21 protein-coding genes are annotated in these 24,004 nt (G+C 68.3%); 11 read left to right on the forward strand and 10 right to left on the reverse strand.

Going from position 1 to position 24,004, the window contains the following annotated elements:
- Window positions 1-12: 12 nt before the first annotated feature.
- The 7 genes from leuC to thrC all read left to right on the forward strand — a co-directional run bounded on the left by leuC (window position 13) and on the right by thrC (window position 8,256).
- Entirely contained in the window at window positions 13-1,449 is a 1,437-nt protein-coding gene (gene leuC, locus ACYVJ8_RS08025; protein WP_460711139.1) for a 3-isopropylmalate dehydratase large subunit, read from the forward strand.
- The gene (leuD, locus tag ACYVJ8_RS08030; RefSeq protein WP_460711141.1) at window positions 1,449-2,069 is read left to right on the forward strand and encodes a 3-isopropylmalate dehydratase small subunit; all 621 of its coding nucleotides are present in this window, start codon (window positions 1,449-1,451) and stop codon (window positions 2,067-2,069) included. The genes leuC and leuD overlap by 1 nt, the downstream gene beginning before the upstream one ends.
- The gene (gene leuB / locus ACYVJ8_RS08035) at window positions 2,059-3,147 is read left to right on the forward strand and encodes a 3-isopropylmalate dehydrogenase (protein ID WP_460711143.1); all 1,089 of its coding nucleotides are present in this window, start codon (window positions 2,059-2,061) and stop codon (window positions 3,145-3,147) included. The genes leuD and leuB overlap by 11 nt, the downstream gene beginning before the upstream one ends.
- A gap of 92 nt (window positions 3,148-3,239) precedes the next feature.
- Window positions 3,240-3,389, forward strand: a complete 150-nt coding sequence (locus ACYVJ8_RS08040; protein ID WP_460711145.1) for a hypothetical protein — start codon at window positions 3,240-3,242, stop codon at window positions 3,387-3,389.
- 81 nt (window positions 3,390-3,470) lie between these two features.
- On the forward strand, window positions 3,471-5,981 hold the full coding sequence (thrA, locus tag ACYVJ8_RS08045; protein ID WP_460711147.1) for a bifunctional aspartate kinase/homoserine dehydrogenase I: 2,511 nt from the start codon (window positions 3,471-3,473) through the stop codon (window positions 5,979-5,981).
- 59 nt (window positions 5,982-6,040) lie between these two features.
- Window positions 6,041-6,973 carry a homoserine kinase gene (locus ACYVJ8_RS08050; RefSeq protein ID WP_460711149.1) on the forward strand — a complete coding sequence of 311 codons (933 nt, stop codon included), beginning with the start codon at window positions 6,041-6,043 and terminating at the stop codon, window positions 6,971-6,973.
- Window positions 6,970-8,256: a threonine synthase gene (gene thrC, locus ACYVJ8_RS08055; RefSeq protein WP_460711151.1), complete on the forward strand. Its 1,287-nt coding sequence runs from the start codon at window positions 6,970-6,972 to the stop codon at window positions 8,254-8,256. The genes ACYVJ8_RS08050 and thrC overlap by 4 nt, the downstream gene beginning before the upstream one ends.
- Before the next feature lie 78 nt (window positions 8,257-8,334).
- Here thrC and ACYVJ8_RS08060 read toward each other — a convergent pair whose 3' ends face one another.
- Both ACYVJ8_RS08060 and ACYVJ8_RS08065 read right to left on the reverse strand, forming a co-directional pair.
- Entirely contained in the window at window positions 8,335-11,502 is a 3,168-nt protein-coding gene (locus tag ACYVJ8_RS08060) for an efflux RND transporter permease subunit (RefSeq protein WP_460711153.1), read from the reverse strand.
- A gap of 121 nt (window positions 11,503-11,623) precedes the next feature.
- The gene (locus tag ACYVJ8_RS08065; RefSeq protein ID WP_460711611.1) at window positions 11,624-12,718 is read right to left on the reverse strand and encodes an efflux RND transporter periplasmic adaptor subunit; all 1,095 of its coding nucleotides are present in this window, start codon (window positions 12,716-12,718) and stop codon (window positions 11,624-11,626) included.
- A 164-nt stretch (window positions 12,719-12,882) separates the two neighbouring features.
- Between ACYVJ8_RS08065 and ACYVJ8_RS08070 the strand changes: the two genes are divergently transcribed.
- The 3 genes from ACYVJ8_RS08070 to ACYVJ8_RS08080 all read left to right on the forward strand — a co-directional run bounded on the left by ACYVJ8_RS08070 (window position 12,883) and on the right by ACYVJ8_RS08080 (window position 15,720).
- Window positions 12,883-13,548, forward strand: coding sequence for a TetR/AcrR family transcriptional regulator (locus tag ACYVJ8_RS08070; RefSeq protein WP_460711155.1), 666 nt, complete (start codon window positions 12,883-12,885; stop codon window positions 13,546-13,548).
- Window positions 13,549-13,686: 138 nt separating this feature from the next.
- The gene (locus tag ACYVJ8_RS08075) at window positions 13,687-14,343 is read left to right on the forward strand and encodes a protein-L-isoaspartate O-methyltransferase family protein (RefSeq protein WP_460711157.1); all 657 of its coding nucleotides are present in this window, start codon (window positions 13,687-13,689) and stop codon (window positions 14,341-14,343) included.
- A 39-nt stretch (window positions 14,344-14,382) separates the two neighbouring features.
- On the forward strand, window positions 14,383-15,720 hold the full coding sequence (locus tag ACYVJ8_RS08080) for a TolC family outer membrane protein (protein ID WP_460711159.1): 1,338 nt from the start codon (window positions 14,383-14,385) through the stop codon (window positions 15,718-15,720).
- Between the two features lie 82 nt (window positions 15,721-15,802).
- On the opposite strand, the gene ACYVJ8_RS08085 is transcribed toward ACYVJ8_RS08080, so the two are convergent.
- Together ACYVJ8_RS08085 and waaA are read right to left on the reverse strand one after the other, a co-directional pair.
- Entirely contained in the window at window positions 15,803-16,312 is a 510-nt protein-coding gene (locus ACYVJ8_RS08085) for an isopentenyl transferase family protein (protein ID WP_460711161.1), read from the reverse strand.
- A gap of 3 nt (window positions 16,313-16,315) precedes the next feature.
- Window positions 16,316-17,620 (reverse strand): lipid IV(A) 3-deoxy-D-manno-octulosonic acid transferase, encoded by a 1,305-nt coding sequence (gene waaA / locus ACYVJ8_RS08090; RefSeq protein WP_460711162.1) that lies wholly within the window; start codon window positions 17,618-17,620, stop codon window positions 16,316-16,318.
- Between the two features lie 78 nt (window positions 17,621-17,698).
- Between waaA and lpxL the strand changes: the two genes are divergently transcribed.
- On the forward strand, window positions 17,699-18,652 hold the full coding sequence (gene lpxL / locus ACYVJ8_RS08095) for an LpxL/LpxP family Kdo(2)-lipid IV(A) lauroyl/palmitoleoyl acyltransferase (protein ID WP_460711164.1): 954 nt from the start codon (window positions 17,699-17,701) through the stop codon (window positions 18,650-18,652).
- A gap of 37 nt (window positions 18,653-18,689) precedes the next feature.
- On the opposite strand, the gene ACYVJ8_RS08100 is transcribed toward lpxL, so the two are convergent.
- The 6 genes from ACYVJ8_RS08100 to ACYVJ8_RS08125 form a co-directional block, all read right to left on the reverse strand.
- Entirely contained in the window at window positions 18,690-20,009 is a 1,320-nt protein-coding gene (locus ACYVJ8_RS08100; protein ID WP_460711166.1) for an O-antigen ligase family protein, read from the reverse strand.
- A complete protein-coding gene (locus ACYVJ8_RS08105) occupies window positions 19,990-21,099 on the reverse strand; it encodes a glycosyltransferase family 4 protein (protein WP_460711168.1) in 1,110 nt (369 codons plus the stop codon). The genes ACYVJ8_RS08100 and ACYVJ8_RS08105 overlap by 20 nt, the downstream gene beginning before the upstream one ends.
- A 73-nt stretch (window positions 21,100-21,172) precedes the next feature.
- The gene (locus tag ACYVJ8_RS08110) at window positions 21,173-21,382 is read right to left on the reverse strand and encodes a zinc-finger domain-containing protein (RefSeq protein ID WP_460711170.1); all 210 of its coding nucleotides are present in this window, start codon (window positions 21,380-21,382) and stop codon (window positions 21,173-21,175) included.
- A 563-nt stretch (window positions 21,383-21,945) separates the two neighbouring features.
- Window positions 21,946-22,647: a pirin family protein gene (locus ACYVJ8_RS08115; RefSeq protein WP_460711172.1), complete on the reverse strand. Its 702-nt coding sequence runs from the start codon at window positions 22,645-22,647 to the stop codon at window positions 21,946-21,948.
- A 16-nt stretch (window positions 22,648-22,663) separates the two neighbouring features.
- Window positions 22,664-23,254, reverse strand: coding sequence for a YceI family protein (locus tag ACYVJ8_RS08120; RefSeq protein WP_460711174.1), 591 nt, complete (start codon window positions 23,252-23,254; stop codon window positions 22,664-22,666).
- 76 nt (window positions 23,255-23,330) lie between these two features.
- Window positions 23,331-23,921: a malonic semialdehyde reductase gene (locus ACYVJ8_RS08125; RefSeq protein ID WP_460711176.1), complete on the reverse strand. Its 591-nt coding sequence runs from the start codon at window positions 23,919-23,921 to the stop codon at window positions 23,331-23,333.
- Window positions 23,922-24,004 lie beyond the last annotated feature (83 nt).

Genomic DNA, 24,004 nt, shown 5'->3' on the forward strand with positions numbered 1-24,004 from the left:
AGCCAAAGTCCAATGACTCCGAGAACCCTCTTCGACAAATTGTGGGACGCCCACCTGGTGGCGCCGGAAAACGACGCGGCGCCCGCGGTGCTCTACATCGACCTGCACCTGATCCACGAGGTCACGTCGCCGCAGGCCTTCACCGAACTCGACACCCGCGGCCTGAACCTGCGCCGGCCCGAACGCACCAAGGCCACGCTCGACCACGCCACGCCCACCCTGCCCGCCGCCGCGGACGGCGCATTGCCTTACGCCAATGATGAAGCGCGCCAGCAGGTGGAAACGCTGCGCGGCAACTGCGCGCGCTTCGGCGTAGAGCTGTTCGACTTCGACAGCGCGCACCGCGGCATCGTGCATGTGATCGGGCCCGAGCTGGGCCTGACCCAGCCGGGCATGACCATCGTCTGCGGCGACAGCCACACCGCCACCCACGGCGCATTCGGCGCGCTCGCGTTCGGCATCGGTACCAGCGAGGTCGGCCACGTCATGGCCACGCAGTGCCTGTTGCAACGCAAGCCCAAGACGTTGGCGATCACCATCGACGGCGAGCTTGGGCCCGGCGTGACCGCGAAGGACCTGATCCTGCATGTGATCGGCGCGATTGGTGTCAACGGCGGCACCGGCCACGTCATCGAATATCGCGGCTCGACGATTCGCGCGCTATCCATGGACGAGCGCATGACGGTCTGCAACATGTCGATCGAAGCGGGTGCGCGTGCGGGCCTGATCGCGCCGGACGACACTACGTTCGAGTATCTACGCGGCCGGCCACGGGTTCCGCAAGGCGCCGAGTTCGATGCGGCCGTGGCGCATTGGCGCGAATTCCACAGCGACGATGGCGCACGCTTCGATCGCGAAGTCCGCATCGACGCACGCGACATCCGGCCGACGATCACCTGGGGTACGCACCCGGGCCAGGTCACGGCGCTCGATGGCCGCGTCCCGGCCAACGACGACAGTGACGAGGCCAAGGCGCGCCAGTACATGGGCTGGGAAGCCGGCGAGGCGGTCGCTGGTCGGCCGGTCGACGTGGTCTTCATCGGCAGCTGCACCAACTCGCGCCTGAGCGATCTGCGCGCGGCCGCTGACGTGCTGCAAGGCCGGCGCGTGCATCCGCGCGTACGCATGCTCGTGGTGCCCGGTTCCGAGCAGGTGAAGCGCGAAGCCGAAGCCGAAGGCATCGACCGCATCGTGCGCGCCGCCGGTGCGGAGTGGCGCGAGCCGGGCTGCTCGATGTGCATCGCGATGAATGGCGACCTGGTCGGTCCGGGCCAGCTCGCGGTCTCCACCAGCAATCGCAACTTCGAAGGCCGCCAAGGGAAAGGCGCGCGCACGGTGCTCGCCTCGCCGTTGATCGCCGCAGTGTGCGCGGTCGCGGGGGAGATCACCGATCCGCGCGCGTTCCTCGAACGCGAGTCCAACGAGCGCCGGCAGACGGAGGCCGCCTGATGAAACCCTTCAAAGAACTCACCTCGCGCACCATCGTGCTGCGCGAACGCAACATCGACACCGACCAGATCATTCCCGCGCGCTTCCTCACTACGACGCAGCGGCAAGGGCTGGGCCGGCACGCGTTCAACGACTGGCGCACGCTGGCGGACGGCTCGCCCGATCCCGAGTTTGCGTTCAACCAGGCAGCGAATGCCGGCGCGCAGATCCTGGTGGCCGGGCGCAACTTCGGCTGCGGCTCCTCGCGCGAGCACGCGCCCTGGGCCCTGCTCGACCTGGGGGTGCGCGCCGTGATCAGCAGCGAGATCGCCGACATCTTCCGCAGCAATGCGCTGAAGAACGGGCTGCTGCCGATCGTGCTCGACGACGCGATCGTCGACGAGCTGCTCGACCAGCCGGGCATCGCGCTGCATATCGATGTCGCCACGCGCAGCGTCGCCCTGCCCGATGGCCGCCGCTTCGAGTTCCCGCTGGATGCGTTCGCGCAGACCTGCCTGCTCGACGGTGTCGATCAGCTTGGCTATCTGCTCAGGCAAGCGCCCGCGATCGAGCGCTACGAGGCCGAGGCCGCTTCTTCCTTGCAACGTTCCGCTCCTGCTGAGGTTTCCCATGCGCGCTGACATCCTCGTCCTCCCCGGAGACGGCATTGGCCCTGAAGTCACTGCGGCGGCCGTAGCGGTGCTGCGTACCGTGGCCGCGCGCTATGGCCACAGCTTCACCTTCACCGAGAAGCTCATCGGCGGTGCGGCCATCGACGCCACCGGCGAAGCATTGCCGGCGGACACGCTGGCCGCGGCGCAGGCCGCGGACGCCGTGCTGCTCGGCGCGGTCGGCGGACCGAAGTGGTCCGATCCGCAGGCGAAAGTCCGTCCCGAGCAAGGCCTGCTCGCGATCCGCAAAGCGCTGGGCCTCTACGCGAACCTGCGCCCGGTCAAGCCGCACGCGGCGGCGCTGGGCGCGTCGCCGATCAAGCCGCATCTGCTGCAGGGCGTGGACCTGATCGTGGTGCGCGAACTCACCGGCGGCATCTACTTCGGCCAGAAGCAGCGCACGCCGGACAGCGCGAGCGATCTATGCGAATACAGCGTGGCCGAGATCCGCCGCATCGTGCGCCACGCTTGCCGGCTGGCCTTGCAGCGCAGCGGCCGCGTCACCTCCGTAGACAAGGCCAACGTGCTGGAGACCTCACGACTGTGGCGCGAAGTCGCGACCCAGGTGGCGCGCGACGAGTTCCCGGACATCACGCTGGAACACCAGCTAGTCGATTCGATGGCGATGCACCTGATCGCCAAGCCGCGCGCCTACGACGTGATCGTCACCGAGAACATGTTTGGCGACATCCTGACCGACGAGGCGTCGATGCTGGCCGGCTCGCTGGGCTTGCTGCCATCGGCGTCGTTGAGCGATGGCCGGGTCGGCCTGTACGAACCGATCCACGGTTCGGCGCCCGACATCGCCGGCCGCGGTATCGCCAATCCCTACGGGACGATCCTCAGCGCCGCGCTGCTGCTGCGGCATTCGCTGGGACTGGACGCGGAGGCCGCGTGCATCGAACAGGCCGTCTCCGCTGCGCTGAATGCCGGACATCTGACCGCCGACCTCGCCGGTGGCAAGCCGGCGATCGGCACGCACGCGGCAACGGCTGCGGTCGTCGAGCAGTTGCAGTTGCCCTGCCAGGTGCCGGATCTGCGCGATTGACCGGAGCAGGCATTCCTCGCCGTTGACTGAAGAAGATCTCTCCAGAAACTTTCATTTGACAACGCCCGAACCCAGCCGCTATCACTGAGCCCATGCACGCCGCCTTCGCCCACGCCGACACGACCCGCCGCATCGCGGCCCACGTCGACGCGTGCGCAAAGGCGATTACCACCCGCACTACCACCACGACCGGTACCGGCACCGGTACCCCGTGGCGGATGCGGTTGGGCGTCGTGGACTGAGAATCCATCACCCCGCCCCGCATCCGGTCCGGATGCGGGGCAACCCCTCCGGCCGTTGCGGGGCTTATCAGGAGCCCTTGCATGTCAGTCTCTCCGCCGCCCGCGCCCGCCAAGCCGCGCCCCGCCGCGTCTGCCGCCGTCTGCCACGCGCACAAGTTCGGCGGTAGCAGTCTCGCCACCACGGAACGCTTCCGCGATGTCGCGTCGCTGCTGACGGCACACGACCCTGCGCAGGTCGTCGTCGTTTCGGCGATGCAGGGCGTCACCGATGCGTTGACCGCGCTGGCGACTCAGGCGCTGGCCAAGCAGCCGTGGGAAGACGCCCTCCGCGCATTGCGCGAACGGCACCTTGCGACGGCCGGCGAACTCGATGCGGGCGGCACGCACGGTTTGGTGGCCTGGTTGGAGAACGAGTTCGACGCATTGCACGCGGACCTGTCCGCGCCCTCGCGTAAGCCGGAGTGGTTTGCGGCGATCCAGGGCGTCGGCGAGGTCTGGTCTTCGCGCATGCTGCACGCGACGCTCGGCCCTGCCGCGCGCAATTGGGCCGTACTCGACGCGCGCGATGTGCTGCAGGTCCATGCGGGCGAACTCGGCGTCGGCGTCGACTGGCCCGGCAGCCGCTACAAACTCGCATCGTGGCAACTGGCAAACCCGCAGCCCAACCGCATCGTCACCGGCTTCATCGCCCGCGACGGCGGCGGCGCGATCACCACCCTGGGCCGCAACGGCAGTGACTATTCCGCGGCGATCTTCGCCGTGTTGTTCGAAGCCAGCGAGTTGACGATCTGGACCGATGTCGACGGCGTACTCAGCGCGGATCCGCGGCTGGTCCCGGACGCGGTGTGCCTGGAGTCGATGTCGTACGCGGAGGCCTGCGAACTCGCCTACTTCGGCGCCAAGGTATTGCATCCGCAGACGATGGCGCCGGCGATGCAGGCGGGCCTGCCCATCCGCATCCGCAACACGCTCAATCCCGAGGCGCCCGGCACGCTGATCGCCGCGCAGTCCGCGCCCGCGGCATCGCCGGTGAAGGGCCTGAGCCTGGTCGCGGACATGGCGATGCTCGAACTCACCGGCGCCGGCCTGATCGGCGTGCCCGGCACCGCCGAGCGCATGTTCGCGGCGCTGCATACGGCCTGCGTTTCGGTGACGATGATTTCGCAAGGCTCTTCCGAACATTCGATCTGCTGCGTGCTGCGCGCGGACCAGGCCGAACGGGGTCGCATGGCGGTGCAGGCGGCGTTCCGCGATGCGATCGCCGATGGCCAGGTCGAAGGCGTGCGCATCACCCCGGGCGTGTCGGTGCTCGCGGCGGTGGGCGACGGCATGGTCGGTACGCCCGGCGTGTCGGCACGTTTGTTCAACGGCCTCGCACAGGCACGGGTGAACATCCGCGCGATCGCGCAGGGCGCCAGCGAGCGCAACATCTCCGTCGCGATCGCCGCCGAAGACGCGACGCGCGGATTGCGCGCGGCGCACTCCGCATTCTGGTTGTCGCCGCAGACCTTGTCGGTGGGCATCATCGGCCCGGGCAACGTCGGCCGCGCCTTGCTCGCGCAGCTCGCCCAGGCGGCTTCGCGCTACGGCGGCAGTGCTGCCCTTACCGGCGCGGGAGGTCTGGATCTGCGTCTGCGCGCTATCGCCAACAGCCGGCGCATGCACCTGGCGCCGCGCAAGCTCGATCCGGGCGAGGCGGTGGAAGCGCTGGAACTCGGCCAGCCGCTCGACCTCGCCCGCTTCGCCGCGCACGTACGCGCCGAGCATCTGCCGCACGCGATGATCGTCGACTGCAGCGGCAGCGACGACGTCGCCGCGCACTACGCGGAGTGGCTCGCCGCCGGCATCCATGTGGTGACGCCCAACAAGCAGGCCGGCGCGGGGCCGATCGAGCGCTATCGCGCGATCCGCGACGCGACCCGCCACGGCGGCCACTTCCGCTACGAGGCCACCGTCGGCGCCGGCCTGCCGGTGATTCAGACGCTGCGCAGCCAGCTCGACACCGGCGACGAACTCACCGAAGTCGAAGGCATCTTCTCGGGCACGCTGGCCTGGTTGTTCAATCGCTTCGACGGCAGCGTGCCGTTCTCGCAACTGGTGCGCGAAGCCCGCGAGCTGGGATACACAGAGCCCGACCCGCGCGACGACCTCGGCGGCGTCGACGTCGCTCGCAAGCTGGTGATCCTAGCGCGCGAAGCCGGCCGCGAGCTGTCCCTGGAAGATGTGGAGATCGAGAGCCTGGTGCCACTTGCGCTGCGTGACGTTAGCCGCGACGAATTCCTTACCCGCCTGCACGAACTCGATGCCCCCTTGCAGGCGCGTCTGGACGCCGCACGCAGCGAAGGCCGGGCGTTGCGCTATCTCGCTCGTCTCGATCGCGAAGGCCACGCGAGCGTCGGCCTGGTGTCGCCCGATCCCAGCCACGCCAGCCTGCACAGCCAGCTCACCGACAACCTCATCCAGTTCCGCACCCGCCGCTACGCCAGCAATCCGCTGGTGGTGCAGGGTCCCGGCGCCGGCCCGGACGTGACGGCCGCGGGTGTATTCGGCGATATCCTTGCCATCGCGCAGGCGTTGGGGGCGCGTCCGTGACTCTCGTCGCTTCCGCCCTCCTCGCTTCCGCTCCTGCTTCCTCTCCTTCCGCTGCCTCCATGACCGCTGGACATGCCTCCGCCTTCGCTCCCGCCAGCGTCGGCAACATCGGTGTTGGTTTCGATCTCCTGGGCCACTCCATCACCGGCCTGGGCGACCGCGCGCACGTGCGGCGCATCGACGAACCGGTGGTGCGCATCGCTGCGATCGAAGGCGACGTGGAAGGCGCCGCGCAATTACCGCTGGAAGCCGAGAAGAACACCGCCGGCCGCGCACTGATGGAATTGCGCCAGCGTCACGGCATCGCGCATGGTTTCGAACTGCGTCTACATAAGGGCATTCCGCTTGGCTCCGGGCTGGGCGGTTCGGCCGCGTCGTGCGTGGCCGCCCTGATCGCGGCGAATGCGGTGCTGGATGCGCCGCTGACGCGCGACGAGCTGTATCCGCTCGCGCTGGTCGGCGAAGCGGTCGCCAGCGGCAGCGTGCACGGCGACAACGTCGCGCCGATGCTGTTCGGTGGCGTGGTGCTGGCGACGCCGTCACGCGCGATCCCGCTGACCGCACCGGAGTTGTACTGCGCGGCGGTGCATCCGCACTTCGTCCTGGAAACGCGCCACGCGCGCGCGGCCCTGGCCGCGCCCTACGCGATCGGCGATTTCGTGCGGCAGAGCGAACACCTCGCGGTGTTCCTCACCGGGCTCGCGCGCGGCGATCGCGCCCTGATCGCCGAAGGCCTGCGCGATGTCCTGGTGGAACCGCGCCGGGCCGCGCTCATCCCCGGCTTCGCCGACGTGAAGGCGGCCGCGCTGGCGCACGGTGCGCTGGGCGCGAGTATCTCCGGCGCAGGGCCGACGGTGTTCGGCTGGTTCGACAATCCGGACGAAGCCTCGTGGGCGGCGCATGCGATGCAGGTGGCATTCGCCGGCGCCGGGTTGGCGAGCGACGCCTACGTCTCGCCGGTGAACGGCCCGCGCGCCGAGCTGATCGCATGAGGTTCGTCAGCACGCGTGGCGGCGTCGCGCCGACGCCGCTGGATGTCGCGCTGGCCGCGGGGCTGGCGCCCGATGGCGGTCTGTACGTACCCGAGTCGGTTCCGCCCGTGGCGATCGATCGCGCGGGAACGACGCTTGCGCAAACGGCGACCGCGGTACTCGCGCCTTACTTCCTCGACTCGCGCTTACGCGAGGACTTGTCCGCGATCTGTCGCATTGCATTCGACTTTGCGGCGCCGCTGCGGCCCTTGCGCGCGGATGGCGACTTTCTCCTGGAGCTGTTCCACGGCCCCACAGCCGCGTTCAAGGATTACGCCGCGCGCTTCCTGGCCGAATGCCTGGCGCGCTTGCGCGACCCGGCCGCGCCGGCCACCACCATTCTTGTCGCCACGTCCGGCGATACCGGCGCCGCGGTGGGCGCCGCCTTTCATCGCCGTCGCGGCTTCAACGTCGTCATCCTGTATCCCGAAGGCCGCGTTTCGCCGCGACAGGCGCACGGGCTGGAATGCTTCGGCGACAACGTGCGCACGTATCGCGTCGCCGGCACGTTCGACGATTGCCAGCGGCTGGTGAAGCAGGCACTGGGCGACGAGTCGCTGCGCGCACGCGTCTCGCTGAGCTCGGCCAACAGCATCAGTCTCGGGCGCCTGCTGCCGCAGACGGCGTATTACGCGCATGCCGCGCTCGAATTCCAGGCCGCGCACGGGCGGCCGCTGAACTTCGTCGTTCCGACCGGGAATCTGGGCAACGCGCTCGCGTGCTGGCTCGCCCGACGCATGGGATTGCCGATCGGCGAGATCGTCCTGGCCAGCAATGCCAACGACGTGCTGCCGCGCTACTTCGCCGGCGAGGACTACGTCCCGCATGCGACGGTGGCGACGCTGGCCAACGCGATGGACGTAGGTGCGCCGAGCAACTTCGAGCGGCTGCGCTGGTGGCACCGCGACGATGGCGACTTGCGCGCAGCGCTGCGCGCCGACCGTGTCGACGATGCGGCGATCCGCGAGACGATCCGCACCGCGCCGCAACGGCATGGCGTCGTGCCCTGCCCGCATACCGCGGTCGGCTTGCGTGTGCTGGAACGGCTGCGCGATGCCGGCGATGCGAAGCCGTGGGCGGTCGTCGCTACGGCGCACCCAGCGAAGTTCGACAGCATCGTCGAGCCGCTCGTGGGCCGGGCAGTCGAGCCGCCTCCGGCTCTGGCGCAGTGGCTGATGCGGCCAGCGCACGGACAGGCGCTGGAAGCCAGCTACGAGGCACTGCGCGAAGAACTGCTCCCGTAGCAGGTAAGGTCGCGAACCGAGCCATCCGAAAGTCCAGGAGGGGGAGAGAGCCTCCGGATGGCCCGGCCGCGAAAAGAGCTAAGCGTGACTGGGCTGAGCTTCACCGGCTTTCACGCGGAACCAAGCCGCATAAAGTGCCGGCAGGAACAACAAGGTCAGCACCGTCGCCACGATCAGGCCGCCCATGATCGCCACCGCCATCGGGCCGAAGAACGCGCTGCGCGACAACGGAATCATCGCCAGCACCGCTGCCAGCGCGGTCAGCACGATCGGGCGGAAGCGGCGCACCGTGGCTTCGATGATTGCGTGCCAGCGATCGTTGCCGGCGGCGATGTCGTGCTCGATCTGGTCGACCAGGATCACCGAGTTGCGCATGATCATGCCGGCCAGCGCGATCGTGCCGAGCATGGCGACGAAGCCGAACGGCACGCGGAACACCAGCAGGAACATCGTGACGCCGATCAGGCCCAGCGGCGCGGTCAGCAACACCAGCATCGTGCGCGAGAAGCTGCGCAGCTGCAGCATCAGCAGCGTCACCACCACCAGGAGGAACAGCGGCATGCCGGCGTTGATCGAGTTCTGGCCGCGCGCGGAGTCCTCGACGGTGCCGCCGGTCTGCAGCAGATAGCCTTCGGGCAACTGCGCGCGGATCTCCTTCAGCGTCGGCACGATCTGATCGACCACCGTCGGCGCGGTCAGCTTGTTGCGGATGTCGGCGCGCACAGTGACCGTCGGCAGGCGGTCGCGATGCCAGATCACGCCGTCCTCGAATACGTATTCGAGCTTGGCGATCTGCGACAACGGCACCGGGCCGTTGGCGGTCGGCACGGCGAGACTGCCGAGCAGATCCAGACGCGCGCGCTCCTCATCGGGGCCGCGCATCAGCATCTCGACCAGCTCGTTGCCTTCGCGATAGGTGCTGACGTGCAGGCCGGACAGCGAGCCCGACAGGAAACGGCCCACTTCCGCCGAAGTCACGCCCAGTGCACGTGCGCGATCCTGGTCGATCACCAGCTTCACCACCTTGCTCGGCTCGTCCCAGTCGAGATTGACGTTGGTGACGTTGGGGTTCTCGCGCACCTTCGCCTCGACCTGCTTGGCGAGCGCGCGCACGCGGTCGATGTGCTCGCCGGAGACGCGGAACTGCACGGGATAGCCGACCGGCGGGCCGTTTTCCAGGCGGGTCACGCGCAACTGCAGCTCGGGGAATTGCGGGACGACGTCGCGGATCAGCCAGTCGCGAAGTTCCTCGCGTGCCTCGGTGTCCTTGGCGCGCACCACGAACTGGGCGAAGTTGGTCTGCGGCAGCTGCTGGTCCAGCGGCAGATAGAAGCGCGGCGAGCCGGTGCCGACGTAGGCGACGTAGTTGTCGATGTCGGCACGCTTGCGCAGCAGCGCTTCCAGCTTCTTGGCCTGCACCTCGGTCGAGCGCAGCGAGACGCCCTCGGCCAGCTCCATGTCCACCATCAGTTCGACGCGGGTCGAATCCGGGAAGAACTGCTGCGGCACGAAGCGGAAGAGCAGGATCGATGCCACGAACGCCGCTGCGGTCAGTCCGAGCACCAGCCAGCGATGCCGCAGGCAGGTGTCCACCAGGTTGCGGAAGGTGACGTAGAACTTCGACGCGTACGGGTCGTGTTCGTGATCGTGTTGCGCGGGCGCCAGCACACTGGCGAATGCCGGCCAGCGATTGGCCGCGCGCGTACGCAACGCATTCCAGCGCGCGCCCAGCGAGCCCGGCTTGGGGCCGTGCGGCTGGTGCAGATCGGGCAACATGCGATCGCCCAGGTAGGGGATGAAGAGCACCGCAGCGATCCAGGACACGATCAGCGCGATCGTCACCACCTGGAACAGCGAGCGGGTGTATTCGCCCGTCGACGAGGCCGCGGTCGCGATCGGCAGGAAGCCCGCCGCGGTCACCAGCGTGCCGGTCAGCATCGGGAAGGCGGTCGTCTCGTAGGCGAAGCTCGCCGCCTTCAGCCGCGAGAAGCCCTGCTCCATCTTGATGGCCATCATCTCCACCGCGATGATCGCATCGTCGACGAGCAGGCCCAGTGCCAGCACCAGCGCACCCAGCGAGATCTTGTGCAGGCCGATGCCGAAGTAGTGCATTACCGCAAAGGTCATCGCCAGCACCAGCGGAATGCTCACCGCCACCACCATGCCGGTGCGGAAGCCGAGCGAGAAGAAGCTCACCAGCAGCACGATCGCCACGGCCTCGGCGAGTACGCGCACGAACTCGCCGACGGATTCGTGCACCGCCGCGGGCTGATCGGAGACCTTGCGCAGTTCCATGCCCGCCGGCAGCGACTGCTGCAGACGCTTGAATTCGGTTTCCAGGGTCTTGCCGAGCTTGAGGATGTCGCCGCCGTCCTTCATCGCTACGGCAATCCCGATCGCGTCGTCGCCCATGAAGCGCATGCGCGGCGCGGCCGGATCGCTGAAGCCGCGCGTGATCGTGGCGACGTCGGCGAGGCGGACGGTGCGGCCGCCGGCACGGATCGGGAAATCGCGGATCTCTTCGACCGATTTGAAGCCGCCGGTGACGCGCAGCTGCACGCGTTCGCCCGGCGTTTCGAAGAAGCCCGCCGGCACCACCGCGTTCTGCTGCTCCAGCGCGCTCTTCACCGCCTCCAGCGGGATGCCCAGGGTGGCCAGCTTGGTGTTGCTGACCTCGATCCAGATTTTTTCGTCCTGCAGGCCGATCAGGTCGATCTTGCCCACGTCGGGCACGCGCTGCAGTTCCAGTTGCACTCGCTCGGCGTAGTCCTTGAGCACGGCGTAGTCGAAGCCCTTGCCGGTGAGCGCATAGATGTTGCCGAAGGTGTCGCCGAACTCGTCGTTGAAGAACGGTCCGACCACGCCTTCGGGCAGGGTCGCGCGGATGTCGCCGACCTTCTTGCGCACCTGGTACCAGACGTCGGGAATTTCCTTCGACTTCAACGAATCGCGCGCGACGAACATCACCTGCGATTCGCCCGGGCGCGAGTACGAGCGGATGAACTCGTACTTGCCCGTCTCCATGAGCTTCTTCTCGATCCGCTCGGTGACTTCGCGCGAGACCTCATCGGCGGTGGCGCCCGGCCACAGCGTGCGCACCACCATCACCTTGAAGGTGAAGGGCGGATCTTCCGACTGACCCAGATTGCGGTACGACCAGGCGCCGATCAGCGCCAGCAGCAGCATCGCGTAGACGACGAGCGTGCGGTTGTTGAGCGCCCACTCGGAGAGGTTGAAACGACGCATCGGTTGCGCTCCATGGTGTCACTGCTCCCTTCTCCCCGCTTGCGGGGAGAAGGTGCCCGAAGGGCGGATGAGGGGCAGCTTTTGCCCTTTCCCCGCGTTGCGGGGAGAAGGGGAGTAGAGATCAGCGCGCGGCTAGTGCGGCGGGCTTCGTCGATTTCATCGCTATGGGCCTGTTCTCCCGATCGACGGGCGCCACCGCCTGCCCTTCGCGCAGCAGATGACCACCCGCGGTGACGATCCACGCATCCGGCTTCAGGCCGGACAAAACCGGCGCGACGGTTTCGCCGAACGTGCCCAGGTGCACCGCGGTCAACCGCAGCTTGCTGGTCGCCGGATCGACGACCCACACCGCGGTGGCGTCGCCGGCACCGCGCTGGATCGCCGAGAGCGGGACGGTGAGCGCGGCGCGCGCGCCGCTGTCCTGCACATAGACGCGCGCGCTCTGGCCCAAGTCGACCGCCTTCGCGGCCTCGCCTGCCAGATTCACGCGTGCCGCATAAGTACGGGCCTGCGGATCGGCAGCCGGTGCGATCTCGCGGATCGTGCCGGGCAGGCGTTGGCCAGGAGCGCTCCACAGTTCGACGGCGACGGGCTGACCGACGGTGAATTCGCGGATGTGCGATTCGGGCAATGCGATGGCGACTTCACGCCCGCCGTCGGCAGCGATGGTGAAGACGGTCTGGCCGGCGCCGACGACCTGGCCGGCCTCGGCCGCGCGGCTGGCGATCATGCCGTCATGCGGCGCGCGCAGCTGCGTATAGGCGGCCTGGTTGCGGGCCACGTCGAGATTGGCGCGCGCGGCATTGACCTGGCCCTGCGCGGCGGTCGCGGCGGCGTTCTGCGCGTCGAGGGTCGAGCGGCTCACCAGTTGTTGCCCGGCGAGCTTGGCGAAGCGGGACTGATCGGCGCGCGCGCGGGCGAGCTCGGCCTCGGCGGCGGTCAGCTGCGCCTGGGCGGCGCGGGCCTGGGCGGCGAGGTCGCCGACATCGAGCACGGCGAGCAGGTCGCCCTTGCGCACATGCGCACCGACGTCGACGTCGCGCCTGATCAGCTTGCCGCCGACGCGGAAGGACAGCGGGCTTTCCTCGCGGGCGCGGATCTCGCCGGCGTAGGCGGTCAGCGCGGCTTCTGCGCCACCGTCGGGATGGGCGACCAACACCGGGCGCGCGGCTTCGGGGGTCTTGGCCTCGCTGCTGCAACCGGCCAGCGCAAGCATCGAAACAGCAAGCAGCGCGGCCAGCGGCAGGGCGCGGAATGCTGCCTGCGATGTCCTGTTCGGGAGGAAACTGGTACTCATGGCGACCGACCTCAGACCCGGGGGATTAGTGAACTCCCGGGTACTGTATATTTATAAAACTCGTTAGTCTAGTATCTAGCCCCATGAAGTCTGCTTCTCCCCGCACCCCCGCCCCGAAGCCCACCGCCCCCGGCCGTCCCAAGGACCTGGGCAAGCGCGCCGCGATCCTCGACGCCGCCAAGCGCATGTTCACGGCGCACGGCTTCGAGCGGGTCAGCATGGACCAGATCGCCGCGGAGGCCGGGGTCTCCAAGCTCACTGTCTACAGTCACTTCGGCGATAAGGAGACGCTGTTTTCCGAGGCCATCAGCGCCAAATGCCAGGAGCAGCTCGAGCAGGGCCTGTTCGCGGTAGATCCGAAGTCGTCGCTGCGCGAGCAATTGCTCGGCATCGGCCGCGCATTCGTCGCCCTGATCAACAGTGAAGAGGCGCTGGCCATCCATCGCGTGGTCACCTCGCAGCCGCCGCCGGTGAAGCTGGGCCAGCTTTTCTGGGATGCGGGGCCGCGCCTGGTGCAGGAGGCCCTGGCCTCCTTCCTTCGGGACGAGATCGCCGCTGGTGCGCTGGATATCCCGGACGTGCAGCGCGCCTCCTCGCAATTCCTGTGCATGCTCAAGGGCGAAATGCACATGCTCCTGCTGTGCGGCTGCATCGAGGAGATCGATCCGGTCGAAGCTGAGGCGCACGTGCAGGCCACGGTCGATATGTTCCTGCGCGCCTACCAGGCTGCGCCGGCACGCAAGCGCTGAGGGCGAGGCCCGTACATCAGTCTTGGTTACTTCTGGCACTAAGTAGGGAAACGACCCCACGGCGATCCTTTCGCCCGGCGGCCGGCAGTCCCAGTCGTTAGAATTGTCGCCCCCGTCATTCCGTACAGAACCTCCCCGATGAGCACGATCGATTTCGCCAAGGCCCGTGAACTGATGGTCGAACAACAGGTTCGACCCTGGGACGTGCTCGATCCGCGCGTGCTCGATGCGCTGGCCACGTTGCCGCGCGAGGACTTCGTGCCGGCCGCGCACCGCGCCCTGGCCTACACCGACCTGCCCCTGCCCCTGGGCCATGGCGAGTCGATGATGAAGCCCGTGGTCGAAGGCCGCGCCCTGCAGGCGCTGGAACTCTCGCCCGGCGACGACGTGCTGGAGATCGGCACCGGCAGCGGCTTCCTCGCCGCCTGCCTGGGCCGCCTCGCACGCGAAGTCGTCAGCCTCGAGCGCCGCGCCGACTTCGCCGATGCGGCGCGCGCGCGCCTGGCCGCGCACGGCGCGGGCAATGTCAACGTAATCACCGCCGACGCGTTCTCGTGGGAGAGCAGCCGCCGTTTCGCCGCGATCTGCGTGACCGGCGCGGTGGCTTCGATTCCCCCGCGCTTCGTCGAATGGCTGCAGCCCAACGGCCGCATGTTCATCGTCCGCGGCCGTTCGCCGGCGATGGAAGCGGTGCTGCTGCGCAACCAATCGGGCGCTCCGCGCATCGAATCGCTGTTTGAGACCGACCTCCCCTACCTCGCCGGCGCTGCGCCGGCGCCCACGTTCGAGCTGTAACGAGCCGTCTTGAAACGAGCCGTTTAAAAGGACCCCTGCATGAGCCGCCATCCGCTTGTTCTCGCTTTAGCCTTCGCCCTGCTGCCCGCCGCAGCCCATGCTGAGGACCTGTTGCAGACCTACGATCTGGCGCGCTCAGGCGATACGCAGTTCTCCGCCGCCGAATCCAGCCGCCTCGTCACCCGCGAGGGCTCGGTGCAGGCGCGCGCGGCGATGCTGCCGCAGGTCAACGGCGATGCCTCGATCGGCCAGGTGATCGCCGATGGCGATGCGAAATCCACCTCGCGCAACCTCGGGGTCTCGGTCCGGCAGATGGTCTACGACCACTCCAGGTTCACCAGCCTGCGCAGCGCCAACGCGCTGAGCAAGGCCAGCGACTTCCAGCTCGACGCCGCCAGCGACGACCTGATCATTCGCACCTCCGCCACCTACTTCAACGTGCTGGTGCAGCTGGAAGTGCTCGCCGCCGCCGAGGCATCGGAAACCGCACTGAAGAAGCAGTTCGACTTCGCCTCCAAGCGTCTGGAAGTCGGCCTGGCGCCGATCACCGACGTGCACGAAGCGCGCGCGCAGTACGACGGCGCCCGCGCCAACACCATCCTCGCCCGCAACGCGGTCGAAGACGCCTACCAGGCCCTGCACGAACTGACCGGCCAGCCGGTCGCGCACTTGAAGGGACTGCCGGAAGACTTCAAGCCGGCGCTGCCGGAATCCTCCGGCGCCGACCAGTGGGTCGCTAGCGCGGTGGACAACAACCCGGCGCTGAAGGCGAAGGAATTCCAGCTGAAGTCGGCCGAAGAAGACGTCGGTACCGCGCGCGCGGGTCATTACCCGACGCTGTACCTCAACGGCTCCTACGACGATACGACGGCCTGGGGCCGCGACGCCGCCGGCAGCCGCTTCAGTGGCAGCGACGGTAGCGGTCAGATCGGCCTGACCCTGTCGGTGCCGATCTACTCCGGCGGCGCCACGCAATCCGGTGTGCGTCAGGCGCTGGCGCGCCGCGACATCGCCCAGGACGATCTGGAGCAGACCAAGCGCGCGCTCGACCGCAACACGCGCAACGCCTACCAGACCGTCGTCGCGGGCATCAGCGAAGTGGAAGCACGCCGCCTGGCGCTGGTCTCGGCCCGCGCCGCCTACGACGCTTCGCAGGTCGGCCTGGAAGTCGGTACCCGCACCGTCCTCGACGTGCTGACCAACCAGCGCACCCTGTTCACCGCACAGCAGGCGTTTGCGCAGGCCAAGTACAACTTCCTGCAGAATCGCCTGCTGCTGGAACAGGCCGCCGGCACGCTCGATATCGATGACGTGCAGGAGATCAACCGCCTGCTCACCGTCGACACCGAAGCGGCACTGCAGAACCCGGTGCAGTAAGTCGTAGCGAAAAGCGCGCACGAAGGCGGCCAAAAGGCCGCCTTCGTCGTTTTCGAAGATCAGGTTTCTCCGCGGCGGCCGGCTACGGCGTGAACGCCGCCAGAAATCGTTCGATCTCCGCATCCGAACGAAGAATCACCGCACGCTGCCCAGCCCGCAGCTGCTGCAGGCGGCGCAGCAACGCCGGCCGCCGTCGCCACGGATAGCTCCATATCCACCACAGGAAATGCAGCGACAGGCGCTCGTCGCAGCCCGGCGCCATGTCCACTCGCGATTTGGCGCGATGCTGCAGACGCCGCTTGAGCACGCGCCACAGGCAAAGATGGCGCGGCAGATCGAGGAAGACGACGGTGTCGCACGCGGCGATGCGGCGCTCCATCGTGCCGCCGAAATTGCCATCCAGGATCCAGCGATCGGCCGTGATCAGTCGATCGACGGTGGCTTCCCATTGCGCGCGTTCCGGCTCGACCCAACCGGATCGCCAGTACTCGCGGTCCAGATGCACGACAGGCAAGCCCGTGAGTTGCCCGAGTCGCACCGCGACCGTGGACTTGCCCGCTCCACCCGCGCCGACGACGAGGACGCGCTGCATCGCTCAGGCGCGGCTCAACACGGGCTCGAGCAGCGCCATGGTCCGGCCCAGCGCACCGCGCCCGGTTTCCACCAGCGCGCGGCCTGCGTCCACCATGCGTGCGCGCTCGGCGGCGTCGGACAGCAGCTCGGCCAGCGCGCGCTCCACGGCGGGCACGTCGGCGCCGATCTTCAACGCGCCGGCCTGATCGAGGCGATGCGCGACTTCGGCGAAGTTGTGCAGATGCGGCCCGGTCACGATCGCGGTCCCCGTGGCAGCTGGTTCCAACAAGTTGTGGCCACCGATCGCCTGCAGGCTGCCGCCGACGAAGGCGACGTCGGCGCAGGCATAGAAATTCACCAGCTCGCCCAAGGTATCGACGACGAATACCGCGTCGTTCGCTTGCGGCCAGCGCGCGCGCGAACGCGTGGACACGTTCCAGCCGGTGCTGCGCGCGAGTTCGGCCACGGCGCGGAAGCGTTCGGGATGCCGCGGCGCCCACAGCAGCAACAGATCCGGAAACTGGCCGCGCAGGCGCCGGTGCATGGCGATGACGTCGGCCTCCTCGCCTTCGTGCGTGCTCGCGGCGATCCACACCGGGCGACCTGCCATATGCGTGCGGCATTCCTCCGCGAACTCCGCGACGGTGTCGGGCACGCTGACGTCGTACTTGAGGTTGCCGGTATCCAGCGTCTGCTCCTCGCGCGCGCCCAGCCGCACGAAGCGCCGCGCATCGGCGTGCGACTGCGCGGCCACCGCCTGCACCGTGCGCAGCGCGCGGCCCACCAGCGGCGCGAGCACCTGATAGCCACGCAGCGAACGCGCCGAGAGCCGCGCATTGAGGATGTAGCTGGGCACGTTGCGATCGCGGCAGCCGAACAGCAGGTTCGGCCACAGCTCGGTTTCCATGATCAGCGCGGCGATCGGCCGGTAGTGCGCGAGGAAGCGGCCGACCGCGCCCGGCAGGTCGTACGGCAGGTAGACGTGTTCGACCTCGTCCTTCCACAGCGCGCGCACGCGCTCGGACCCGGTCGGGGTGATCGTGGTCACCAGCAGGCGCAGGTCGGGGCGACCGCGGCGCAGCGCCTGCACGAGCGGAATGGCGGCGTTCACTTCACCCACGGACACGGCGTGCACCCACAGCGTGCGCGCGTGCGGCGGATCGTCGTAGAGCGCGTAGCGCTCGGACCAGCGCTGCAGGTAGGAGGACTGGCGGAAGCCGCGCCAGATCAGGTGATACACCGTGATCGGCGCGAGCAGATAGAGGGCCGCCGAATACAGGACGCGCAACAGGCGCTCGATGAGGTCAGGCTTCGTCACTGGCGGCATCGGCGAAGGATAGCGTCCTTCGCTATCAGGAGCGTCCTCATTAGGATCGCCAGTAGGGATCGCCATTAGAATCGCCGCATGTCCGAAGCGCTCCCGCCGGCCCGAGCGGCCAGCCCCACCGACCCCGGTTCGCCGCCGCGCGGCCCGCAGCACTGGCCGATGTGGCTGGGCTACTTCGCCATGGTCTGCGCGGCGCGCCTGCCGTGGCCGCTGCAACGCGCGCTGGGCCGCGTGATCGGCGTGCTCGCGCGCCTGTTGATCGCCGACCGCCGCCGCGCGGCGCGCATCAACATCGCGCTGTGCTTCCCCGAGCTGGACGAAGCCGCGCGCGAACGCCTGTTGCGCGCGCATTTCCGCGACGTCGGCATCGGCCTGTTCGAATTCGCACGTGCCTGGTGGGGCTCGGCCGAACCGATGCGCCGCACCGTACGCATCGAGGGACTGGAGCACGTGCAGGCCTTGCAGGCGCAGAAGCGCGGCGTGCTGTTCGTCTCCGGACACTTCATGACCCTGGAGCTGTGCGGCCGGCTGATGTGCGACCACATCCCGCTCGCGGGCATGTACCGGCGCCTGCGCAGTCCGGTGCTGGAGTGGGCGGTGAAGCGCGGCCGCCTGCGCTACGCCTGCGCGATGTTCAGCAACGACGAGATCCGCCCGGCGATGCGCCACCTGAAGCAGGGCGGCTTCCTCTGGTATGCACCCGATCAGGACATGCGCGGCAAGGACACGGTATTCGCGCCGTTCTTCGGCGTGCCGGCCGCGACGATCACGGCCACGCATCAGTTCGCGCGGCTGAGTGGTTGCGCCGTGGTGCCGTTCTTCCATCGCCGCGAGGGCGCGGACTACGTGCTGCGGGTGGCCGCGCCGCTGGCCGACTTCCCCTCCAGCGACGCCGTCGCGGACAGCGCGCAAGTCAACGCCAGCATCGAGGCGATGGTGCGCGAGGCGCCCAGCCAGTACCTGTGGATCCACCGCCGCTTCAAGCGGCGTCCGGCGGGAATGGTGTCGCCGTACAAGAAAAGGCGGGAATGAGCAGCGGGAGCTCCGCTGTCTATTCCCGCTTTCGTTCCTACTTCGCGTCGCGCGACAACAGGCTGCCCGCGTAAAGCGCGGCGAGCAGCAAGGTCAGTCCGCCCCAGAAGCTGGAATAAAACGCCAGGTGCGTGTTGAACGGGAATACCGTCGCCGCCAGCGCCAGCATCGCCGGACGCGCGTCGTCGCGCGCCGCATCGTCGGCGTAGCGCCACGCGCGCCAGGCCAGGGCCACGCCCGACAGCCACAGCAACAAACCGATGAAGCCGGTTTCGCTGAGCACTTCCAGCACGATCTGGTGCGCATGGAAGGCCGGGCCGCTGCCCCAGGCGGGCGGCTGCGACGGATCCGGATCGCAGGCCGGGAAGGCTTCGCGGAATCCGCGCGCGCCCACGCCGTTGATCGGATGCTCGCGCACCATGCACACCGCCGCGCCCCAGATGCGGCCGCGGCCCGAGAGTGCACTGTCGACGCCGCTCTCATCCGCGTTCAATGCATACAGCGTGCGCTGGATGCGTTCGCGCACCTGCGGGACGCCGGCCGCCATCACCGCGAGTGCGATCGCACCGAAGGCGAATACACCCAACAGCTTCTTCCAGCCGAGCAGGCGCCATCCCGACAGCACCAGCACCAGCGCGAAGGTGATCCACGAGGCGCGTGAACCCGCAAGCAGCATCACCACGCCGATCGCCGCCGCGGCCAGCAGCCAGCCCAGCGTGTGGAAGCGGCGGCCGGCGGCGTACAGCGCGAACGGCGACAGGCTCGCGAGGACCTGGCCCAATTTCAGATTGCACGGGCCGAGCACGCCGCTGAGGCGATCGGCGGCCGCGGTTTCCGCCGCGGTGCACATCGAGTGGTGGCTGATCGCCTGCTTGATCGTGTCGATGCCGAAGAACAGCGGGCTGGTGCCGGTCACGGCCTGCAGGAGAGCGTCCAGCGTCCACACGCCGACGATCACGGCCAGGCCGGTGAAGGTGATGCGGCGTCCGCGCGCATTGGCGACGGCGGAGGCGACCAGCCACAGGAAGGGCAGGTAGCGCAGGTCTTCCGCCGTCTGCGCGAAGGCGTGCGCGCGATCGATGGCGTCGACCGCGGAGATCAGCTCGGGCAGCCAATACGCGCAGAACAAGACGCTGGTAAGCGCCCAGGCGTGGTTGCTGAGCAACTGCGCGCCGCCGCGGAAGCGCGACAGCACCAGCTTGGCGATGGCGACCAGTGCGCCCAGCCCCAACACGGCTTCGGCCCAACCCGGCGCGGGCCACAAGGCGACGTAGGTCAGGATCCAGGCGGGCGCCCAGCGCCAGCCCGTCCGCTCTTGCGCGGTGGCGGGGTGGGCTTCAGCCACAGAGTTCGGCATAGACGGCAAGCGTGGACTCCTGCATCGCGCGCAAGGTGTGCGGAATGGTAGCCGGAGGCAGCGGTGGCTGCGCCAGCAATTCGCGGGCAGAACGCGCGAGGGCTTCGGCGTCGAACGGCGTGACGGCGCCTTGCGGCTGCAATTGCGCGAGCAATTCGCCTACGCCGCCGTGCGCCCAGCCCAGCACCGGGCGGCCGACGGACAAGGCTTCGATCACGGTACGGCCGAAGGACTCGGGTTTGCGCGAGAGCTGCAGTACGAGATCGCTCGCGGCGTAGGCGCGGGCGATTTCGTCGGTGGGCGGGGTGAATGCGACCGCGTCCGCGTAGCCGCCCTGTGCCGCTTCGGTTTCCAGTTCCGCGATGTATTGCTCGCGTCCTGCTTCGCGCGCGCCGGGCAGCCACAGGCGCGCGTCCAGGCCACTCGCGCGCACTGCGCCGAGCAGGGCGAGCGCATCGGCATGGCCCTTCAGGCGGGTGCCGCGTCCGGGCATGAGCAGCAGCGGTCCGTCGCCGCTCAGGGCGGGGTGTTGGTGGGACGCCCAAGCCCGCGCTTCCGCGTCCGGATGGGGAGCGCGGGGGAACATTGCGGTATCGATGCCACGTTGGATCACGCGCAGCTTCGATGCATCGGTGTTCGGATAGTGCCGCAGGACGTAATTGCGGACAGTTTCGGAAACGCAGATCACGCGTTCGCCGCGGGTCATCACGGCGCTGTAGCGCGACGGCGAGTTCAAGCCGTGCACGGTGGTGACGAAGCGCGGGCGTGAGCTGCGCACGCCACGCAGCGCGAGCACTGCCAGCCACGCCGGCAGGCGTGAGCGTGCGTGCACCAGGTCGACGCGTTCGCGTACGAACAGTACGCGCAGTGCGGGCACATGGCGAAGGGTCAGCAGGGACTTGCGGCCGATGTCGAGGGTGACGTGCTCGGCGCCTAGTGCCTGCAGCTTCGGCACCAGGCGGCCGCCAGCAGACACCACCAGTGCGCGATGTCCGGCCTGCACCAGCGCTTGCGCGATCTCGAGGGTGGAGCGTTCGACGCCGCCCGATTCGAGCGCGGGCAGCAGTTGGACGACGGTCAGGCGGCGCATGCGGCGCAGGCGTCCGAACTAGCCGCGCCGCGGCTTCGGTCGCGAACTCCGCGGCGTGACGGCATGTGGCGGGTTACCGCTCGGGCTCGTCGGCGAGGACGAAATGGGCGCCGCAGTAGGGGCACTGGCATTCGCGCTCGGCTTCGATCGGCAGGTAAACGCGCGGGTGCGAGTTCCACAGGGCCATGGACGGCAGCGGGCAGCTCAGCGGGAGGTCGGCGCGGGTGACGACGTAGCGCTTCTCGGCGTTGGCCTGGGTGGGATGAAGAGGGGCTGCGGTCATGGCGGGCGACTTGGTGTAGCGAGGGTTGGCATTGTAGCTGCCGTTGGCTTGGGGCGCGTCGTCGCTGGGTTTCCGGGATGAAGCAACAGCGGTGGGCGCATCGGCGGGAGGGCGGCGCCGGCGGGGCTGCGTGACACGCCGTGAATCCGTCCATGGAGGCTTGTCAGCGGCATCCATGCCGCTGACAGTCACGCAGCCCCACCGACACCGCCCTCCCCCCACACATCACGGGTTGTCGGAAAAAAGGCAAAGCAGGAGCTAACCACCCTCATCCCGCCGCCGGTCAGCGCTCACCGCAAACGTTTAGATCGCCTCTTCGGTGTCTGCACTCTTCTTCTCCCCGCGTGCGGGGAGAAGATGCCCGAAGGGCAGATGAGGGGAGGCGAGCGCAGCGAGTTGCTTTTGTTTTTCTCGCCGCCGCCGAGATGTATGAGGGGCAGGCGGTGCCGGTGGGCAGGCGTGACTGTCAGCGGCATGGATGCCGCTGACAAGCCTCCATGGACGGATTCACGGCGTGTCACGACTACCCACCGGCGCCGACTGCCCGCCCGGAAAGCGCGCGCCTACGGCAAATCGAAAAGAAGCACCTCGGCCGCCTGCACACAGGACAACCACAAGACGCCACCCTCTTCCGTCAAGCCGATAGCGTCGCCGGCGCTGAGCGAACGTCCCGCGACCTCCACCGTGCCGCGTATCACCTGCAGCCAGTAACGCCGCTGCAGATCGAGTTCGTGCCGGAGCGTCGCCTCCGGCGCGAGCCGGGTCACGTACAACTTTGCGTCCTGACGAATCGCGATGCTGCCGTCCACACCGTCCAGCGACGCCAGCAACAACCACCGCCCATCCGCCTGCTCGCCTATCGCCGCGCGTTGGGCATAGGCAGGCTTGGCGTTGAGCCGATCGGGCTGGATCCACATCTGCAGGAAGTGCACCGGCTCGGCATCGCTCGCGTTGTACTCGCTGTGCTCGATGCCATGGCCCGCGCTCATCCATTGCAGCTCGCCCGCGCGGATCGTGCCGCCCCCGCCCTGATCGTCGCGATGCGCCAACGCACCCGACAACACGTAGCTGAGGATTTCCATGTTGGCGTGGCGATGCGGCGCGAAGCCCGCACCGGCCGCGACGTGGTCTTCGTTGATCACGCGCAGCGGGCCGAAGCCCATCCACGCCGGGTCGTAGTAGCGCGCGAACGAAAACGTGTGCCGACTGTCGAGCCAGTCGGCACCGCCGCGCCCGCGTGCGTCGGAAGGACGATCGATGATCACGATGCCGCCTTTGCGCTTACTTCTTGCCGGTCGCCGGCTTGGGCACCATCGCCTCGGTGGTGATGCGGATGGTGATCTCGTCGCTCACGTTCGGCACGAACTTCGCCACGCCGAAATCGCTGCGCTTGATCGTTGTGCTGGCGTCGAAGCCAACGGCAGCGCGGTTGCCCAGCGGATGCACACCGGCCTTGTTGAGCGTGACGTCGAGCACCACCGGCTTGGTCACGCCGTGCACGGTGAGATCGCCGCTGACGCGCAGCTTGTTGTCGCCCGCCGCTTCGGTCTTGGTGCTGTTGAAGGTGATGGTCGGGTACTTGGCGGCGTCGAAGAAATCGTCGCTGCGCAGATGCTCGTCCAGATCCGGTACGCCGCTCGCCAGCCCGGACAGCGGCAGGGTGACCTTGACCGAAGACTTCGCCACATCGGCCGCGTCGTAGACGATCACGCCGTCGACATCGTTGAAGCGCGCGGTCGGATGCGAGAAGCCGAAGTGGGTCCAGCCGGCGAGGACGTTGGTATGGTTGGGGTCGATCTTGTAGCTAACGGGCGCGGCGAAGGCATGGCCGGCGAACAGCAGCGCGGCGGCGAGGGTCAGCGGCTTGAGCATGATTCGGTTCCTTGATGACATGGGGGAAGGCCGTGAAGGGACAGAGGCGCGCACCGCGCCACTGGATTGATGAAACTCAGACGATGCGCGCGGCCTCGTCGAAAGCCAGGCGCGGCGAACGCGGGAACAGCTTGGCGGTATCGCCATAGCCCAGGTTGACCAGGAAGTTCGACTTCCAGCTCGTGCCGGCGAAGAACGCCGCATCGACCTTGGCGTTGTCGAAGCCCGACATCGGGCCGCAGTCCAGACCCAGCGCGCGCGCGGCGAGCAGCAGGTACGCGCCCTGCAGGCTGCCGTTGCGCAGGCAGATGGTCTCGATCGCCGCCTCCGGCTTGCTGTCGAACCAGCTCTTCGCATCGGTATGCGGAAACAGGTAAGGCATCTTCTCGAAGAAGGCCATGTCGTAGGCGACGATGGCGGTGACCGGCGCGGCCAGGGTCTTGCGGTAGTTGCCCTCGTCCAGCGCGGGTCCGAGCTTGGCCTTGGCTTCCGCCGACTTCACGAACACGAAGCGCGCCGGGCACGAGTTGGCCGTGGTCGGGCCCCACTTCAGCAGGTCGTAGAGCTGATGCAGCAGGGCGTCGTCGACCTCGCCGCCGATTTCGTTGTGGGTGCGCGCGGTGCGGAACAGCTGGTCCAGCGCGTCGGCCGGCAAGGCGGAATGCATCAATCGATCTCCAGGCAATCGGGCGTGGTCGTTCGGCCACGGACGGGGAAGTGTAGAGTCTGGCGCGTGAATCGAACCGCGGC

It is taken from the genome of Lysobacter terrae (assembly GCF_054782215.1).